The organism is Thermosulfuriphilus ammonigenes (genome assembly GCF_011207455.1).
Classification (GTDB): Bacteria; Desulfobacterota; Thermodesulfobacteria; order Thermodesulfobacteriales; family ST65; genus Thermosulfuriphilus; species Thermosulfuriphilus ammonigenes.
In genome coordinates, this window is record NZ_CP048877.1 from 100,424 (window position 1) to 119,242 (window position 18,819).

At 49.8% G+C, this 18,819-nt stretch carries 17 protein-coding genes; 1 reads left to right on the forward strand and 16 read right to left on the reverse strand.

Annotation, left to right across the window (positions count from 1 at the left end; genetic code table 11):
* Positions 1-12: 12 nt before the first annotated feature.
* From G4V39_RS00485 to G4V39_RS00560, 16 genes are read right to left on the reverse strand one after another with little or no spacing between them, the layout of a single operon-like run.
* A complete protein-coding gene (locus G4V39_RS00485) occupies positions 13-450 on the reverse strand; it encodes a universal stress protein (RefSeq protein WP_166031058.1) in 438 nt (145 codons plus the stop codon).
* Positions 437-1,075: a V-type ATP synthase subunit D gene (locus G4V39_RS00490; RefSeq protein ID WP_166031059.1), complete on the reverse strand. Its 639-nt coding sequence runs from the start codon at positions 1,073-1,075 to the stop codon at positions 437-439. The genes G4V39_RS00485 and G4V39_RS00490 overlap by 14 nt, the downstream gene beginning before the upstream one ends.
* Positions 1,060-2,463: a V-type ATP synthase subunit B gene (locus tag G4V39_RS00495; RefSeq protein ID WP_166031060.1), complete on the reverse strand. Its 1,404-nt coding sequence runs from the start codon at positions 2,461-2,463 to the stop codon at positions 1,060-1,062. Before G4V39_RS00495 ends, G4V39_RS00490 begins: the two co-directional genes overlap by 16 nt.
* Positions 2,460-4,232 carry a V-type ATP synthase subunit A gene (locus G4V39_RS00500; RefSeq protein ID WP_210412127.1) on the reverse strand — a complete coding sequence of 591 codons (1,773 nt, stop codon included), beginning with the start codon at positions 4,230-4,232 and terminating at the stop codon, positions 2,460-2,462. Before G4V39_RS00500 ends, G4V39_RS00495 begins: the two co-directional genes overlap by 4 nt.
* Positions 4,219-4,827 (reverse strand): V-type ATP synthase subunit E, encoded by a 609-nt coding sequence (locus G4V39_RS00505; protein ID WP_166031062.1) that lies wholly within the window; start codon positions 4,825-4,827, stop codon positions 4,219-4,221. Before G4V39_RS00505 ends, G4V39_RS00500 begins: the two co-directional genes overlap by 14 nt.
* Before the next feature lie 2 nt (positions 4,828-4,829).
* Complete coding sequence (locus G4V39_RS00510) at positions 4,830-5,126, reverse strand: V-type ATP synthase subunit F (protein ID WP_166031063.1); 297 nt, start codon at positions 5,124-5,126, stop codon at positions 4,830-4,832.
* Entirely contained in the window at positions 5,126-5,419 is a 294-nt protein-coding gene (locus G4V39_RS00515) for an ATP synthase subunit C (RefSeq protein WP_166031064.1), read from the reverse strand. Before G4V39_RS00515 ends, G4V39_RS00510 begins: the two co-directional genes overlap by 1 nt.
* A 13-nt stretch (positions 5,420-5,432) precedes the next feature.
* Positions 5,433-7,415, reverse strand: a complete 1,983-nt coding sequence (locus G4V39_RS00520; protein WP_166031065.1) for a V-type ATP synthase subunit I — start codon at positions 7,413-7,415, stop codon at positions 5,433-5,435.
* Between the two features lies 1 nt (position 7,416).
* Positions 7,417-8,469 (reverse strand): V-type ATPase subunit, encoded by a 1,053-nt coding sequence (locus tag G4V39_RS00525; RefSeq protein ID WP_166031066.1) that lies wholly within the window; start codon positions 8,467-8,469, stop codon positions 7,417-7,419.
* Entirely contained in the window at positions 8,466-8,777 is a 312-nt protein-coding gene (locus G4V39_RS00530) for a hypothetical protein (protein WP_166031067.1), read from the reverse strand. Before G4V39_RS00530 ends, G4V39_RS00525 begins: the two co-directional genes overlap by 4 nt.
* Before the next feature lie 3 nt (positions 8,778-8,780).
* Complete coding sequence (locus tag G4V39_RS00535; protein WP_166031068.1) at positions 8,781-10,322, reverse strand: sensor histidine kinase; 1,542 nt, start codon at positions 10,320-10,322, stop codon at positions 8,781-8,783.
* Entirely contained in the window at positions 10,312-11,025 is a 714-nt protein-coding gene (locus tag G4V39_RS00540; RefSeq protein WP_210412129.1) for a phosphoribosyltransferase, read from the reverse strand. The genes G4V39_RS00535 and G4V39_RS00540 overlap by 11 nt, the downstream gene beginning before the upstream one ends.
* Positions 11,026-11,063: 38 nt before the next feature.
* The gene (locus G4V39_RS00545; RefSeq protein ID WP_166031070.1) at positions 11,064-12,005 is read right to left on the reverse strand and encodes a DNA recombination protein RmuC; all 942 of its coding nucleotides are present in this window, start codon (positions 12,003-12,005) and stop codon (positions 11,064-11,066) included.
* Positions 12,002-12,232: a hypothetical protein gene (locus G4V39_RS00550; protein WP_166031071.1), complete on the reverse strand. Its 231-nt coding sequence runs from the start codon at positions 12,230-12,232 to the stop codon at positions 12,002-12,004. Before G4V39_RS00550 ends, G4V39_RS00545 begins: the two co-directional genes overlap by 4 nt.
* 47 nt (positions 12,233-12,279) lie before the next feature.
* Complete coding sequence (locus G4V39_RS00555; RefSeq protein ID WP_166031072.1) at positions 12,280-13,560, reverse strand: HD-GYP domain-containing protein; 1,281 nt, start codon at positions 13,558-13,560, stop codon at positions 12,280-12,282.
* Positions 13,561-13,596: 36 nt separating this feature from the next.
* Entirely contained in the window at positions 13,597-14,517 is a 921-nt protein-coding gene (locus tag G4V39_RS00560; protein WP_166031073.1) for a radical SAM protein, read from the reverse strand.
* A 130-nt stretch (positions 14,518-14,647) separates the two neighbouring features.
* Here G4V39_RS00560 and G4V39_RS00565 point away from each other — a divergent pair, with 130 nt between their 5' ends.
* On the forward strand, positions 14,648-18,817 hold the full coding sequence (locus G4V39_RS00565) for an acyl-CoA dehydratase activase (protein WP_166031074.1): 4,170 nt from the start codon (positions 14,648-14,650) through the stop codon (positions 18,815-18,817).
* Positions 18,818-18,819 lie beyond the last annotated feature (2 nt).

The following is an 18,819-nucleotide window of genomic DNA, read 5'->3' on the forward strand; positions in this document are numbered from 1 at the left end:
GCCCCGGTTTTTTTATTTGACTATCAGAACAGGAATCTCCGAGAATTCGATCACCCTTTCAGCCACGCTACCCAGGAGAATACTTCTTACTCCCCGACGCCCCAATTTTCCCATAACAATGAGTTCCGCCCCCCAGGTATCAGCCTCAGCCAGGATTTCCTCATGAGGGGTCCCTTGGGTAATAGCCACTTCTATAGGTATGGCCTCTTTCTGGGCCTCCTGCTTCATATCTGCCAGGAAGCCACAGGCCTCCTGATAAAGGGCTTCCCGAATGGTTTTTTTATCTTTGCTTGAAAAACGGACCAGTTGTTCAAATACTGAAGTATCAAGAACATGGAGAAGCTTGATCTCTGAACGATGAATCTTGGCCAACTGGGCGGCTAGTTTGACAGCATCTAGAGAATAGGGAGAATTATCCACCGGAACGAGGATACGTCTAAAGAGGGCCATAAGCGGCCTCCTTTCGGCCTTTTAGACGTTTAAGTTGGAAAAGGGCCTCCCTTTCTTTTTCTTCAAGGCTTTCCTGAATATGTCTGACGGTGGCCTGATAAAGGGGAAGATAAATGTTTTCTAAGGCATTGAGCCGACGAATGGTCTTGCGGATTTCGGCTACAAGCCGAAAAAGTCCTACCTCTAGTTCGGCCAGCTCGGCTATCGTTTCTAAGGTCTCTCTGATTATGACTCCTGTGATATCCATGGCCATTCCTGTCTCCTGGAGTCCGTAGGCTGGTCTAGCAGGAGAAAACTCTATCTTTACTAAAGGCAACACGACTCCCATGAAACTCCGTTCTCTAATCTGAACCCTTTCATTAAGGACGTTTGAGAGAGCGGCCCTCTCACAGGCTAACCGACCATGGAAGAGGAGGGCCTGATCCAAAAACGCATAGGCCTCAGCCAGGGATCGATTCAAGTGCTGGCGCAGGCGATGGGCCTTGGTGGAAAGAATGCTTATCTGTCCCATGAGGGCCTCTTTTTTCTGATCAAGGAGATCAAGGCCCTCTCGGGCAAAGGAAAGCTCTTCCTTAAGGCGAATGAGATTACTCTTGGTGGCCGGGATATTTAGTCTTTCGGCCATCGGTCTCTTCCCTTTTGACCGTATTGAATGATTTCTTCTGGTTTGACTCTAGAGAGCTCTCTTTCCGGAAGAATCATGGCCAGCTGCCAGCCGAGATCCAGAGTGGTAAAAATGGATCGATTCTCTTGAGGCCCTTGGTTGATAAACTTTTTTTCAAACTCACGAGAAAAACTAAGGTACCGTTTGTCAAGTTCGGAAAGGTCCTCTTCGCCTATAATAGCTGCTAAACGTTCTATTTGTTTAGATCGAGCGTAGAGGGCATAGAGCTGGCTGGCTAGATTACGATGATCTTCCCGAGTGTGTCCTTTACCAATACCATCAGCCATAAGGCGGGAAAGGGAAGGTAGAATGTTAATGGGAGGATATATTCCTTTTTGAAAAAGTCCACGGTCAAGAACAATCTGCCCCTCGGTAATATAACCGGTAAGGTCTGGGATGGGGTGGGTAATATCGTCATCAGGCATAGTTAGGATAGGAATTTGAGTGATGGATCCTTTGGCCGTACGGATCCGGCCGGCCCGTTCATAGATGGAGGCCAGATCACTGTAAAGATACCCCGGGTAACCTTTACGACTGGGCACCTCTCCCTTAGAGGTAGAGACTTCCCTTAAGGCCTCACAATAATTGGTCATGTCTGTAAGAATTACCAAGACATGTCTATCTTCCTCATAGGCCAGATATTCAGCTACCGTAAGGGCTATACGAGGAGTGATGAGCCTCTCAATGGAAGGGTCATCGGCTAGGTTAAGAAACATAACCACGTTTTTAAGGCGGCCGCTCTCCTCGAAGTTCTCTCTAAAAAAATCCGCCTGTTCATGTTTTATACCCATAGCTGCAAAGACAATGGCAAAGGATTCTTCCTCCTTGAGGAGCCGGGCCTGGCGAACTATTTGGGCCGCTAGCTCGTCGTGTGGAAGACCGCTTCCAGAAAAAATGGGAAGTTTTTGGCCGCGGACAAGGGTATTAAGGCCATCAATGCTTGAGATTCCCGTCTGAATAAAATCTTGGGGATAGACTCTAGCTACCGGATTAATGGGAAGGCCATTAACATTACGAGGTTGCCCTATCACCGGAGGTGGCCCTCCATCAAGGGGGCGTCCCAGACCATCAAAGACTCTTCCCATGATCTCTTCTACCGAAACCCGAAATTCAAAGGGCCTTCCCAAAAAGCGAATCTTTGTTCTAGTGATGGAGAGCCCCACCGTACCCTCAAAAATTTCTAAAACCGCAGCCTCTTCAGAAACTGCCAGGACCCGGGCCAGTCTGACCCGTCCGGTCTCATCTGTAACCTCGGCCATCTCATGGAATCCCACTCCCTGGACTCCTTTTATCACCACTAAAGGCCCCTGGACCTTCTCCAGGCCGATATACTCTACAGAACCCTTCATGTGATTTCTCCGGTAGCCAGGAGATCATCAAAATCATGGTCTATTTTATGGAGAATTTCCTCAAAAGGTCCCAGGTCATCGCCAGAATAAGTGAACTTCATGCGGTGTATTTCCTCGAGCACCGGTAGTTTCATAAGGCGATAAACGGGAATTCGTTTGGCTACGGCCTCTTTCATGCGTCGGATAAAACGAAGAATGATCTCCAACATGATGATTTGTTTTTCAGCCGGGCAATAGGTGTCTATGGGATCAAAGGCGCTCTGCTGAAGGAAATCCTCTTTGATAAGTCTGGCTGCTTGAATGATTACCTTTTGGTCATCGGGAAGGGCGTCTTCACCAATGAGTTTGACAATGTTTTGGAGTCTGGCATCCTCTTTAAGGATAGAGAGGGCCTCCTCTCGGGCGGCTAAGAAGTCAAACTTTCTCTTATCCTCCCACCAACGAGCTACTGAGGCCACGTACCCGCTGTAGCTGGTGAGATAATTTATGGCCGGAAAATATCGGGCACTAGCCAGTTCCTTATCAAGGGCCCAAAATGTGGCCACAAAACGCTTGGTATGCTGGGTGACTGGTTCCGAAAAGTCGCCTCCCGGAGGTGAGACAGCCCCGATTATTGAAACCGACCCCTTTTTTCCGGCTAGGGTTTCAGCAGGTCCAGCCCTTTCGTAGAATTCAGCCAACCTAGAGGCCAAATAGGCTGGAAAACCTTCCTCTGCAGGCATCTCCTCCAGACGACCCGAGATTTCCCTCAAGGCCTCAGCCCAGCGGCTGGTGGAATCAGCCATAAGGGCTACATGATAACCCATATCTCGGTAGTATTCGGCTATTGTAACCCCGGTATAGATGCTGGCCTCCCGGGCAGCTACTGGCATGTCTGAAGTATTAGCAATGAGAATAGTTCGCTGGATAAGGGGTTGTTTGGTGCGCGGATCCAGGAGACGAGGGAAATCGGTCAGGACCCCGGTCATTTCATTGCCTCGCTCACCACAGCCAATGTAAACGATAATGTCTGCGTCAGCCCATTTAGAAAGCTGATGTTGGGTAACGGTCTTGCCTGTGCCAAATCCTCCGGGAATGGCTGCTGTTCCTCCCTTGGCTAAGGGGAAGAAGAAGTCTATCACTCTTTGTCCCGTGAAGAGGGGTTCTTCCGGACGAAGACGCCTTTTGATCGGCCGGGGTTGCCTTACTGGCCAGCGTTGGTAGAGTCGAATCTCGTCTTGTCGGCCATTGTGTTCAATTAAAGCCAGGCGATCTTCCAGACTATAAAGACCTTCAGGAGCGATCCAGATCAGGCTTCCTTGCAGGGAGGGAGGGACCATCACCTGGTGAGTAATCCAGTCTGTCTCCTTTACCTCCCCGATTATCTCTCCGGGGAGCACCTTCTGTCCAACCTTAGCCAGAGGTTTGAAAGGCCAGACCTTTTCTCGGGACAGGGCGACAGCAGCCTTGCCCCGATGGATAAAGGCGCCACTGGTTTCATAAAGAGAAGTCAGGGGGCGCTGGATTCCATCAAAGATGTGACCTATCAAACCCGGTCCCAACTCCACAAAGAGGGGAATTCCTTGCCCAAAGATAGGGTCCCCAGGCTTCAGTCCGGTGGTATCCTCATAAACCTGAATGGTGGCCTGATCTTCCCAGAGCTCGATGACTTCGCCTACTAAACGTTCTTGGCCGATCTCTACCATTTCGTTCATGGACAGTTCCTGGGCCCTTTTTGCTTTGACCACCGGACCGCTGACATAGATGATGGTTGGGTTAGCCTCCCTCACGGACGCCCTCCCAGATTTGGCGCTGGATTGTCTCCTTGAGTCGCTGGAGACGGGCCTCAACCGTGTTGTCATAAAGGATGCGGCCATCAGCAGTATAAACCTGAAGACCACCGCTTATGTGGGGATCTTTCTCAAGGTCTATGCTTGCTCCCCTCTTTTGGGCCAGTTCCTTAAGTCGTCTCTCAAATCTTTGGTCTTCTGGATTAAATCTGACTATAAAATTCTTCCCCGGAAGGGCATCCATGGCCTCTTTTAAGGCCCTTTCCATAAAGGATTTGTATTCTGGATGGTGGCGGATGTCTTTTAAGGCCCTCTGCAGTTCCTCCATGGCCTCGCGAACTATGGTCTCTCTGGTGGCAACGATCGTCTTTCTAGCCGCCAGCTCGGCGGCGTCGATAATCTTTTGAGCTTGAAAATGGGCCTCGGCTCTTTGACGTTGGCTTTCTTCTTCAAGTTCCCGTTGGATCCTTTCCTGAATGTCCTTCAGCTCCGCTTCGGATCTGGTGCGGGCTTCAAGAAGGATCTTTTCCGCCTCACGCTGGGCTTCTTCTTTTATGGCATGGCAAAGAAGTTCTATTTCTCCACCAATAAGCATCTTTATCCCTTAAGTAGGGCGGCAATTCTCTCTGTAACACCCGCTCGGGGTCGAGGTCCTTTATAATCTGGGATCTCAACGATCAGAGGTCCGCCAGGACGGAGAAGAATATTGTCCACTAAGAGGCGATTTTCTTCGGCCAAAGACTCAGTGATTAGGACTAGGGAGACTTCGGAAGGTAGATTCTGCAAGGCTTCTTGGGCCTCAGCCCCGGAGCGAACAATCTGACCAGCCATCCCCGCCAGGGCAAAGGCCAGATAAGTTCGCTCGTCGGCAATGACGTAAATTTTACCAGACATCAAAGGCGAGTCAGGATCATAATGGCCACTATGAGGCCGTATATAGCAATTCCTTCAGCCAATCCCAGAAAGATAATTGCCCGTCCGGCAAGTTCTGGTCGTTCGCTGATAGCCCCCATCGCCGCTGAGCCTACGATGGCTACTGCCAGACCAGCACCCAGGCTCGAGGCCCCTACTGCAATGGCCGCAGCTAAAAAGCCTAGGCCCTCACCTGATTCACCAGGACTTCCGGCCATGGCTGGTGAGGCCCAGATGAGGATGGCCATCAACAAGATCCAAATCAGAGTCTTCATATTTTCCCCCTCATCATGAGGCTTTGATCTCTTTAATATCTTGGGTAAAGGGGCGAAATGGCTCCCCTCCGCCATGAAAAAAGCGGCTAAAGAATTCGTAATACTCCAGACGCAAAACCTGAATAGAGACCACTAATCCCTCAAGAAGAATGATAAACAGGTTTCCTACAGCCACTACCAACCAGTACCCTAGTCCTTGGCCTCCTTGGCGAGCCAGAAGATCAGCTAGAGAGAAGACAGCCACAAAGAGGGCCGCGTGGGTAAGGGCGAAGGCCGCTACTCGAACAAAAGAGACGGTGGCCGTAAAGTATCTGAGCAGGCCATCAAAAACCTCAATAGTTGCTTCTACCAGATAGCTAAAGATTCCTCTCTCAAAAATTCTCTTGGGGGACTTTCGGCGAAAAAGGAGATATATGGGGCGGTGGAGGATCATTAAGATCACCAGGGCAGCAGCTGTCCAAGCAAAAAACTCAAGCTCACGGGCCGAAACCTGACCACTCAGGAAATAACGAACAAGAAGGCCCATGGCTAGCCAATAGAATAGAGCCCCGGCTAACCCTCCGGTAGAAAGGAGGGCCTCATAACGTTTTTGGCGCAAAATGTTAATCAGGTTAAGAACCACTCCCAGAGAAAGAATAATCAAACCCCAAAAGATAGAGGCCTTGAGAAAAGAGGTGATGTCTTTTAGTGGCTGCATCCAGAGGGCCGGAATGATATTCTCTAGTCCAAATAGGCTTCCATAAAGAAGACCAAAAACCATCGAACTCAGACCACATTCCATTAAGATGATTCCATAGTCCAGATAACGTGGAACCTGACGAAAGATGTAATATCCTAGAAGGGCCAAAATGCCTCCCTGCCCCAGATCTCCAAACATCATCCCGAACATCAAAAGGAAGGTGATAGCCAGAAAGGGAGTAGGTTCTATCTCTTCGTAGGAAGGTGTTCCATAGAGACCAACCAATCTTTCAAAGGGACGGATTAAATAAGGATTGTTAAAAAGGACAGGAATCTTGATGATCCCTTGACGGACCTCACGGATTTCCTGGGGATCTAGTAATTCTATCTGGGCCTGGTTTCTGGTGATGGCTAAGATTTCTTTTTTGACTTTCTCTACCAGCCTCTTGGGAATCCAGCCGGTGATAACATAGATTTTCTCTATCTTACCAAAGAAGCGTCTGGCTGAAAGAATTGTACGTCCCCAGAGGGCCTTTTCTCGGAGAGAGAGGAGTTCTGGTCCGTAACGTTTTCTTAAATCTTGAATTTCTTTTTCTAAATGTTCCCTTTCGACCTCGAGGTCCTGGATCTTTTTCTCTTCTTTGGTCAGAATTTCAGTCACCTTACCCTTTAAACTAGAGAGAAGTTCAATCTTTTCTAAAAAGACTCCCTTAAAGGCGGCCTCAAAGGTTGGCCAATCCCTCTTTAGACCAAAAACGAGAACGACAGCCCGTTCTTGTAAGGTGCTCAGTTTAAAGGTTGCGTGGTGAATCTGGGACAGGGCCTCCTCTAATTTGGCCAAAGCCGCCAGTGGGATGAGTCCCAAGGCAAACCCTGTGTAGTGGAGGCCTTCTAAGGCCTCTGGCTCCAAATCCCCTGGTAGAAGACGCAACTTTTCAATTAGACGCTGACTATCACTTATTCTTTGCCTTAGTGCTATCTTCTTGTTTATTATCCGGGAGGCTTTTTTTTCGATATTTTGAAGACATTCTCGAAGATGGAATATCTCCCTTTCTGGAATAACTTCTTCTCTAAGCGGAGGAGGGACCATCGGGATCTCAAGGCCCTTGATAAGAATATTTAGCCTGTGGATGATGGCCTCATATTCTTTAAAAAGGTCAGGGTCAAGCTCCCCTCGGTAACCAAGTTTCCCCAGTGGAGTCTCTTCTAGCCGAACAAGATGAAGAAGTTTTATGCGGGCTAGGATAGCGGTAACCGAAGAGATAAATTCTTCCGGGACCTTGATGACTATTCGAGTTAGTCTCTCAGGTCTAAACACCTCAACTCTCCGAGATGCGTTCTAATTCGGCCACCAGAGGTAAGGCCCCCTTTTTTAAAGTCAGCCCCCAGCCAACAGCCGTCAAGAGGCGTTCAAGATTCTTAATCTCTAGTTCTTTAAAGAGGAGATAGGCTCCCTGAGTTCCGATTTGAAAAGGATCTTTTCGTCCGATTCGGATTAGTTCCCTGGCAATGATCTGTTCCATAAGGAGAAAAATCTCCGAAAAACTTCGAGCCGCCTTAAGGTCGTTATAACCTCGAGGAAGAAGGGAGAGGAATTCCTTAAGTTTTTGGGCCCGAGCAAGACCTCCTAGTTTCTTAAGATTCAGTCTTCCGGCCCCAGTGATCAGATAACCAATAATCTCTTCAGGGGAAAGGCGAAAAACCTGTTTTAGACGGCAAATGGTATTCAGATTCTGTTGATCAATCAAATGATTGACAAGCCTTTGAGCCTGGTGGCGGTCACCTTTTTTAAGCCCCTTCAAGGAGACTACCAGGGCCTCATAAGTGGCCAGATCCACAGTGCGCTCGAGAGGAAAGACCCGCCCCTGTCCCTGAAAGAGAGGAAGAACCTCCTTAAGAGGGGCATAAAAAAGACTTTCTTTGAGTCTTTCTACCAGCTCTATCACCCCTGGGGCTTCCAAAAGACTCTTGAGATCCAAGCCGTCAATTTCTTCGAGGGGATAAAGAAGTTCTCTAATCTCTTTCTTTTGGTGTCTGAAAAGTCCGCGGATGATTAATTTTAGATTTTCAGCCTCATAGCGTCGCCTAAGGGCCTTAAGAAGACCTTTCCCCTGGGAGGGAACAAACTTCAAAAGGCGTTTATAATCCCGAAAAAGGCTGGCATAGAGCTGTAGGGTTATCTTTTGGAAGCCGGTCTCTGGTCCGAGATGGCCGAGATAAGGACCATAGGGCGTGCCAAGAAGATAGCGAAAAATTTCTTTAAGATTCTTGGCCGACAGGAGATAGTGCCAATCTTGGGCTGAGAGGCTTCCGGCCTTTAAGGCCTTGGTTTTGGCCTGGACAAAGGAGTATTTAAGGACCCGAAGGATCATACTTTAAGAATCTGGTCGATAATTCCAGCCAGGATGATCTTTTTACGGGCCTTCCAGCTGCTCTTCAGCTCAGCGACATAGGCTTGGCTGTTCTTTTTAATTTCCTGAGCTTGTTTTTCCGCCTTAGAGATGACTTCTTTTAATTCTTCTTCTCTAAGTCTTTGAAGATAATGGTCTCTTTCTATTAAAAGCTTTTTGATCTTTTCTCTGGTCTGGCGATTTATCGCTTCAGCCTCTTCCCGGGCCCTTTTTATCTCTTCCTGAGCCAAACGGTCGGTTTTGATTATTTTTTCTATTCCCCGATCCATATCTTAAAAGGTTTGTCCCGAATGGCCTTCCTCGCCGTGGCAGAGCTGATAAAAGGGACAGTGATGGCATTCGTGGATCTTTTGGGCGTAGGTGCCCATGATCCTTCCTTCACAGAGAGTTCCAGCGATGGCCCAGCATATACGGCCAAAATAGGGATAGGCTGGACAGCGTCGCGAGGGATCCTTTTCGATTCCGCACTTCATGTATTCCCAGCAAGGGGTCTTTTGATCCTCCTCTTCACTTTGGTAAGGAAAATAAAGGATAAACGTGCTTCCTTCTCCCAAACGGCTTTTTACCCGGACAAAACCACGGTGCTCTTCCATGATCTTGCGGACAATAGAAAGACCTAATCCGGTACCAATACCGATTTTTTTAGTAGAGTAGAAAGGTTCGAAAATGAGTTCTAATTCTTCTTCTGGAATTCCCGGTCCGGTGTCACTCACCGAGACGGTTACCCAGGTAATCTCGTTGCTAAACTCTGTCCCGGTGCGCACAGTTATAGTCCCTCCCTGGGGCATAAGGGCATCGATGGCATTGGTGATCAGGTTCCCTACCGCCTGTTTTACCGAGTCATGATCAAAATAGACTCGGGGCAGCTCGGCCGTATAATTCTCGATGATCTTAATCTTTTCTTGGGAGCAGATGTCACAAAAAAACTCCACTCCCTCCCGTACCGGTTGATTAATATCTCCCCGCTTAAGCTCAAAATGGCCTTCGGCTGAAAGAATGAGAATGTCTCGAAGAATCGATTCTAGACGGGCGGCTTCAGAGAGGATTACCTTAACGTATTCTTTCTCTCGGCTACCTTCGGGGATCCGTTTATTGAGTCTTCTGGCCATTCCCCCTAAAGCGGCCAAGGGATTTCTTATTTCATGAGCGATGTCTGCCGTCAATCTTCCCAGGGCCGAAAGCTTTTCGGCTTCAATGAGTTTTTTTTGCATCTTTTTCAGATTTTCTAGAGAATCAGCTAACTGGCGGTTGAGCTTTTCTATTTCTTCTTTGTCACGGCGGAGCTTTTCCGAAAGGAGCCCCAGGGGAATGGCAATAAGGTAGAGAAAGGAAACCCTTAAAGCCAGATCAGTCCAATGGATATGCCCAGGATATCCTCCGACGTTGATCAAATATAATACAGCGGCCACACTAGCCACCACTAAACCAAAACGAAGACCGAAATAGAAAGTGTGGAGGGCGGTTAGAAGGTAATAGCCCAGGAAAAAACTGTTGTCGAAACGACGTTGAAAATTGACCAGATAAAAGACAAAGATGATGTCCAGGACTAGCGACAAAAGATAGATCTGACGGATTCGCCAAGGCCTCAACCAAATAAGAAGATAAAGAATCAAGCTATAGAGGCTAAAGGCACTGAGAGCCCCAAGAAGAGCTTTGGTTTCATCGACTGAAAGAGGGGCCAAAATAAGCCAAGCTAATCCACCAAGGATGGTTACCACCCGAAGGGTGAAAAAGACAGCATCAACAATGGAGAGCCTTTCTTTGAGGGCTGACCAATGCCTTCCTTTGAAATGTTCAGAAAGTTTAAAATTCATGATTAGGATAGCCCTCAAGCTGGGTTAAAACGTCCTGATAACTCAGGTCAAACCAATGGCGATAGGCATCGGCGACGGCAAAAAAAGGCCCCTCTCGTATGTTAGGACAGTAAATCTCATCCACCACCGAGGCCAGGCGCCCGATACTAGAGAGGGAGGCAGTGGGCACAGCTACTATTATTCGAGAGGCCCCCTTGCGTCGAACCATATTGGCTGCCGCCAGCATAGTGTAACTAGAGGCCAGGCCATCATCGACTAAAACAACCGTTTTTCCTGTTAGATTGGGGAAGGGACGACCTTTACGGAAGAGTTCATCGCGCCGCCGGAGTTCTTCTTTTACCTCTTGGGCTATCTGCTGGATGGTGCCTGGATCCAGCCGGAGTCGGGCCACTAAATCCTGATTAAGAAAAAGGTCTCCTTCCATTGTTATGGCTCCGAAACCAGCTTCTGGATTGCCAGGGACAGGGAGCTTACGGATAATAATAAGATCCAATGGGGCCTCTAGGGCCCTGGCCACCTCAAGGCCTACAGGCACTCCTCCGGCCGGAATAGCTAAAACTAAGGGGCTCTCATCTTTTAGGGTAAGGAGCATCTGGCCCAGCTTCTTTCCAGCCTCGGTCCGATCAAGAAAGACATACTGGCGGTTTCTTAGTTTGGGGTCATCAAAGATAAGGGCCATGGCTCTTTCCCCTTTTCTTACCATAGGAAAGAGAAGAGGCCTTTGTCAAAAGGCAAACAGAACTAAAGATCAGCTTCTTCGATCTGTCTGAAGCGCTTAAGGATTTTTTCTCCCGTGGAGACAAGTTTCTGAGCCTCTTGGTAGGTCAGATCAAACCTCCGGAGGAGTTTTTCCATATGATCCTGAAAGCGGCTAAAATCTTGGGCTAGATACCCCAACTCCTGACGGATCTGGGCCATCTTCTCTCCGGCTGAGTAATCCTTGATTACGGCCAAAGCAGTAGTCAAGACAGCCATCAAGGTGGTAGGTGAGGCCAGCCAGACTCGTTTTCTCTGGGCCAGTTCTACCAGGTCTGGATGGTGAGCTTGAATCTCGGCAAAGATGGCCTCAGCGGGGACAAACATTACCGCCCCCTCAGCGGTCTCACCAGGGATAATATATTTTTCAGCGATATCCAAGATGTGCTTACGAACATCGGCCTTAAATTGACGAATCGCCGCTTCTTTCTCGCTAGTGGATAGGTCCGGATCTGTTAGTCGTCGGTAGTTCTCTAGGGGAAATTTGGCGTCAATGACCAGGGCCTTAATAGGTGGAGGCAGGAAAACAACACAATCAGCCCGGCAACCATTAGAGAGACGCTCCTGTAAGGAAAAACATCTTTCGGGCAAAAGTTCCCGAACGATAATGCTCAACTGGGCCTCACCCAAGGCCCCTCGGGCTTGCTTGTTCTGAAGGATCTGCTGGAAGGAAAAAAAATTTTGGGAGATTTCTCTAAGTTGTTCCTGAGTCTGATCTAAACGGTAGAGGAGTTCTCTTAACCTTTGTTCTTGGCCGAAAAGACCCTGGTCAAGCCCTCGGGAGAAGGTATCTTTTACCTCGGCTAGCCCACGATTGATCTCTTCTTTGGTGATCTTTTCAGCCGTTCGAAGACGTATAACTAACCAGATAAGGGCTACCAGGAGCAGACCATCAACCAGGAGCAGAAGCCAAAGACCCTCCTTCATGGAGACTTTCCTTGAGGGACGTAAAGACAGAATGACTGTTTCCGGGACAAAAGGGCCGTCTTTCTAGCGGCCTTAGACAGGGAATCATGGATGATTCCTTCCCGATAAACCAGGTTGGCCGTGTCTTTAGTGGATAGGCCGAAAAGAGAAGGATAAGCACTTCTGTCGTACCCATTGTCAGCCTTTTGGGTAGGCAGGATGGCCTTCAGGAAGGCAACTAATTTCATGGGGAAATTACTACCGACTAGGGCGGGAAAAGACAAGCCTTTTGGCTTCAGGCGGCCTTTCTCTCCTCTACTTCCTGTCGAATGCGCTGATAGGCCTGACGACGTTCTTCCTGAGCGCGTCGCCTAATCTCGTTGATTTCTTCAAAATTTTCTAAGGCCAGAGAGACTACTCGGGGATCAAGGGCCGCACCAGCCATGTCTTTAAGGATACTGGCCACTTTTTTACCATCCATGCTCTTTCGGTAGGGGCGGTCTTCGCAGAGGGCCACGAAGACATCGGCCACGGCCATTATTCTTGACCCCAGGGAAAGGTTGGTATCGTTAAGACGGAAGGGATAACCGCGACCATCAAGCCTTTCATGGTGAAAGGAGGCCCATTGGTTAACTGTCTCAAGGTGAGGGATGGTCTCCAGGATGTGATAGGTAAAATAGGTGTGCCCCCGCATCACACTCACCTCTTCGGCATTAAGGGGGCCAGGTTTGTTAAGGATCTCCTCGGAGACGGCCAGCTTCCCCAAGTCATGAAGATAGCCGGCTACCCGCATAAGCCTCCTTTCCAGCGGTGAGAAGCCGAACATCTCTGCCAGTTTTTCGGCTACCGCGGCCACTCCAGCCGAATGGGTAGCTGTAAAGGGGCTTCTCAGATCGATAATCAGAGAAAAGATACTTGTTAGCTGGTCAAGGTGTCCAAAACCAATGGATGTTCCGGCTTCCGGAAAGAGCTGAATGATGACGGAGTAGATTCGCGAAGAGGTAAGATCCAGCCAAAAGGACTCTCGGGAGGAGATTTCCAGGAAGGCCTCTACCACCTCAGGGGCAAACTTTTCCCCTATCTTGGAACCGATAGCCTTGCGGAGGCTTGGGGCCTGAAGAAGAACGGGACGGTTGCGCCAGATCATGGTTTCCAGGCGGTCGGCCAGTCGGATAATATTAGCCCCCAAAGGCAGAGGTTCGCCATCAACACCCCGGGCCTGTCCATAAGACCAATCCACATGATGATAACGGATAAATTCTGCGGCCCGCTGAAAGGGAGAAAACTCTCTCAGAATCAAATAGCCCAGCTCCATGTGGTGATGGATATTTTGCTTCTCCTCCTCAATGCGCAGGCCTTCTAGTTTTTCGCGGATGGTGAACAGGCCAATATCATGGAGACTGGCCGCATAAAGAAGACTCTCTATAGTGGCGGGGCTGAGGTCCAAGGCCCGGGCAATAGCCACCGAGGCATAGGTCACCCGTAGCTGATGGTCCACCAGCGAGGGATGAGCACAGTCCAGGGCATCTGCCAGCGAAAGGATAATCTTCTTCAGGGCAATAGTGGCCTCTTTCATCCTGTCTGTTTTTATCGGTTTAAAGTGGAAGACTCTTTAGGAGAGACGGTAAAAGCATCGACCGGAAAAAGGATAGGCTTTTAAGCGCCCTGAAGTTGTTAGGGCCTCGATGAGTTTTTCTACCTCGCCCGGTGAATAACCCAGAGCCATGGCCAGCTCCTGAACATCGGCAGGCCGGCGGCGCAAAAACTCCATTACGGCTTCCTCCGGGGGGATGTGGCTTCTGGCCCGAGCCACTCGATTTTTGGCGACGATGATTTCAGCTCGAGGGCCGAAGATGTTCTGGGCCTCCTCAAGCACTTGATAGGCTACGGGCCTGGCTCGAGAATCAGCCGGAGGGCGGACTACGGTATTTATCTGTATCTTGTCTGGATTTATAGCTTGGAGGGCCTCGGAGAGCCTTGTGAGCTCTTGCGGAGAATCGTTAATCCCAGAGGCCAGAAGAACCTCCAGCCAGATTTGCCCCCGGAACTCTCTTCGCAGCTGAACAAGCCCCTCGATGATAGATTCGATCTTCAAGCCAGGTGCCGGGCGGTTTATGGCCAAAAAAGCCTCTTGGCTGGCAGCATCCAGGCTGGGGAGCAGGATATCAAACCCCGTTACAGCCTCACGAACCTCCCTTAAAAAAAACAGGGAGCTGTTGGTCAAAAGACATAGTGGTTTTGAGGTCAGCCGACGAATCTCTTCTAGCAGTGAGGTCAGTTCTGTGTTGAGAGTAGGTTCTCCAGAGCCGGTGAGGGTAATGACATCCAGGTCCTTTACCTGCTTGAGGACTTCTTTTAGCTGGCTAATTATAATCTCTTTGGAGATGTAAGGGGCCCGTTGACAGGTAAGTTTGGTGGTGCGTCCTACCTCGCAATAAAGACAATCAAAGGAGCAGATCTTACTGGGGACCAGGTCCACCCCCAGAGAAAGCCCCAGACGTCTGGATTTCACCGGGCCAAAGACATATTGCATAGGAAAAAGATACCCCGACTGCTCTTTTGGTCAAGCCAATAGCCGTTTTCGGCGGGAAAGCCTTTTCCTGGCTGATCTTTTAGGTTAAAGATCTTAACTGACCGCATTTCAGCTCTTCCAGGAGGAGAATATGGGGAATCTTCACATCGGTCTTGATGTCGGCTCTGGCGGGGCCAAGATCGTTGTTCTTGATGACCAGGCCCAAATTCTCTTTGAGGATTATCGCCGCACCCATGGTCAGCCCATTCAGACGGCAAATGCCATGCTTAAAGAGATGGAAGAGGCCATTGGCGAAGCAAATTTTACCATTACCTGTACCGGTACCGCCGGGAAATTTCTGGCCCGACTCTTAGGGGTCAACTTTATAAACGAGGTTATCTGTCATACCAAAGGAGTGGAGTTCTTTCATCCCGAGGCCCGGACCATTATTGATATTGGTGGCGAGGATTCTAAGCTCATCTTTGTTGGTCATGGTCAGGACGGCCGCTTTTATATTGAAGACTTTGCCCTCAATACCATGTGTGCCGCGGGCACAGGGGCCTTTCTTGACCAACAGGCCGCCCGTTTAGGTTATTCTATAGAGGAATTTAGCCGGTTGGCCTTAAAGGCTAAGACTATCCCCCGAATCGCCGGTCGCTGCACGGTCTTCGCTAAGTCAGACATGATTCATCTCCAGCAGGCCGCTGTTCCCGACTATGAGATTATTGCCGGTCTATGTTTTGCCATTGTTCGTAACTTAAAGAGCAATATTGCCAAAGGTCGGCGTATCCGGCCTCCCCTTGTCTTCCAGGGAGGGGTGGCGGCCAATTATGGGGTGCGCCGGGCCTTTGTAGAGATTTTTCATCTCAAAGACGGTGAACTAATTATCCCTAAACACTTTGCTACTATGGGGGCTATCGGGGCTGCCCTTCACTCTCTGGAACAGGCCTCTTGGGCCAGCCCCTATCCAGGGCGTAAGCCTCTTATGGACTATCTCTCGGGAACCCGGGAGAAGACTAAACGGTTCCCCCCTCTTAAGTCACCTCAGGGACGTCCCCGGACTTTCTCCTCTCAGGATGAGGCCCCATCTGGCCCCATTGAGGCCTATCTTGGTATAGACGTAGGTTCTGTTTCCACCAAGGTGGTGATTATCGACAAAAATCTTCGGCTCTTAGCCAAGAAGTACCTTTACTCTTCTGGAAGGCCTCTTGAGGCCATTAAAGAGGCCTTAGAGGCCATTTCCCGGGATCTTCCCCCAGAGGTAGAGATTTGCGGGGTGGGCACCACTGGTTCGGGGCGTTATCTAACGGGGGATTTTGTTGGAGCTGATATTATTCGTAATGAGATCACAGCCCAGGCCACAGCAGCCGCAGCCGTAGATCCCGAAGTGGACACCATTATCGAGATCGGGGGGCAGGATTCGAAATTCATCCGTCTGGAGAGAGGAACTATAGTAGACTTTAACATGAACAAGGCCTGCGCTGCTGGAACCGGTTCCTTCCTTGAAGAGCAAGCCGTCCGACTGGGTATTTCGATTGAAGACTTTGGCAGATTGGCCTTAAAAAGTCAGGCTCCGGTGAAGATGGGGGAACGGTGTACAGTCTTTATGCAGAGTGACCTTGTCCATTATCAACAGCGAGGCATCCCTAAGGAGGACCTTTGTGCCGGTCTTTGTTACGCCATTGTCTATAACTACCTTACTAAGGTGGTGGAAAAGCGTCCCCTTGGTCGGAAGGTCTTTTATCAGGGGGCCACGGCCCTTAATCCTGGTGTAGTGGCCGCCTTTGAGGCTGTGCTGGGGCAAGAAGTGATTGTTCCACCCCATAACGAGGTTACCGGGGCCATCGGGGTGGCCATATTGGCTATGCGAGAGCGAAACTGGGCGAAGAGTCGTTTTCGGGGGTTTGATCTCTCTAAGGTCTCTTATGAGATCTCCTCTTTTGAATGCCAGGCCTGCCCCAATTGCTGTGAAATCAGGAAGGTCTCCATAGAGGGCCGGCCGCCACTCTTTTATGGAGGGCGGTGCGAAAAGTACGAAACCAAGCGGATCACCAAACAAGAAGCTATCCCTGATCTGGTAAGCGAGAGGGAGGCCCTCCTTCTCTCTTATCTTGACCAGGACACGGAAGGGAAAGTAATCGGGATTCCTAGGACTCTTTTCTTTTTAGAGTGGCTACCCTTTTTTGCCACCTTGTTTCAGGAGCTGGGATACCGAGTAGTGGTCTCTGGGCCTACCAACAAGCGCCTGGTAGCTCGAGGAATCGAATCCATGGTGAATGAAACCTGTTTCCCTATCAAGGTGGCCCATGGCCACGTGATTGATCTCATCGAACAGGGAATAAAGACCATCTTTTTACCCCAGATAAGTGATCTTCCTTCAGGTCATCCCCGGCTGCCTTCCGGACATGTCTGTCCCTATTGTCAGAGTCTGGCTTGGACTATCCATGCGGCGGTGGACTTCAACGCCCACGGAGTTAAGGTTATTCAGCCGGTGCTTCATTTTGGTGATAAAAAGACCCTGGCTGGTGATCTCCGGCAACTGGCCAAAATGCTCAAATTAAGGCCGGCCAGGGTGGAAAAGGCGGCTCGAAAGGCCTTTGAGGCTCAGAAAGATTTCTGGAACCGTCTGAAGAAAAGGGGCCAGGAGATTCTTAACGGTCTTAAAGATGGAGAGAAGGCTATAGTGATTGTTGGGCGGCCTTATAATGCCCTTGACCCCGGATCAAATCTTTATATTCACAAGAAACTTCTTGATCTGGGAGTCAAAGCCATCCCGATCGACTTTTTGCCTCTTGATGAGATCAACCAAGATTTAGATGAAATTGCCCAGGTCTATTGGCGTTATGGGCAAAAGATCCTCTCGGCGGCCGTTTTCTGCCGGGAGCATCCGGCCCTCTTCCCCATCTTCATTACCAACTTTGCCTGTGGTCCAGACTCCTTTATCCTTCATTTCTTCAAAGATCACCTAGGTGATAAGCCCTTTCTTGAACTGGAAATAGATGAACATTCAGCCGATGCTGGAGTCCTTACCCGCATCGAGGCCTTTTTGGACAGCCTGGGTGAGGCCCGGACAGGCAAGCGTCCTGAAAAAAGGCCCAGACGTCAGCCCCGACCCACCGATGGCCGGATCCTCTATGTTCCCTATATGTGTGATCATTCTCACTCTTTGGCGGCGGCCTTTAGGGCCTGTGGCCTTGAGGCCCAGGTGCTCCCGGTATCCGATGAAGAGGCCCTGCGTCTGGGTCGGGAGTATACTTCAGGTAAGGAATGTTATCCGGCCGTTCTTACCACCGGTGACATGATAAAAATGACTCGTCAGAAGGAGTTTGATCCTGATCGGGCGGCCTTTTTTATGCCGTCAGGGACAGGTCCCTGCCGCTTTGGTCAGTATAATCGGCTTCATCGAGCCATCCTGGATGAGTTGGGCTACTCTTCTGTACCCATCTACTCTCCTAATCAGAGCTACACCCTTTATGAAGAGATGGGTATGGTGGGTAAGGACTTTACCCGCTTAGCCTGGCAGGGTGTGGTAGCTGTGGATGTCCTGGACAAAATGCGGCGGGAGATCAGACCGTATGAGACCGCGGCCGGGATGACTGATCAATGCTACCAACATTATTTAGAGCGGATATGCCAGGCCATTGAGAAGCGAGAGGATCTGGTGGCTGTACTTATGGAGGCCAGGGAGGCCTTTGAACATATTCCTGCCTCCGGTCGCGGCAAACGGCCCATTGTGGGGATCGTCGGAGAGATCTACACCAGGGCCAATGACTTTGCCAATGAAAACATCATTCGGACTTTAGAGGCTTTGGGGGCCGAAGTCTGGACTCCAACCATCTCAGAGTGGATTCTTTACGTAAACTTTACGGCCAAACGCCGGGCCAGGAGACATAATCAGTGGCGTCACTACGCCAAACTTCTTATCGAGCACAAGGTGCAGGTAAGTGATGAAAAACGATTCGAGCAGGTGGTAGAAGGCCTGGTGCGTTCAGTGCCAGAGCCTGATGCCGCTGAGCTGGTGGAATGGGCCAGTGCCTACGTGAGCCCGGAGTTTGAGGGAGAGGCCATTTTGTCGGTAGGAAAATCCCTGGATTATATCCTCCGGGGAGTCCACGGTATTGTTAATGTCATTCCTTTTACCTGCATGCCCGGGGCCATTGCCGCCGCCCTGCTTAAACGTCTTAAGGAGGAGCATCAAAACATTCCCTGCATTACTCTGGCCTACGATGGTCAGCGGGAGACAACTACTATCACTAGGTTGGAGGCCTTCATCTACCAGGTAAACCAGTTTCGCGAAAGGCGTCTGAGAGCGGCGGCGTAATC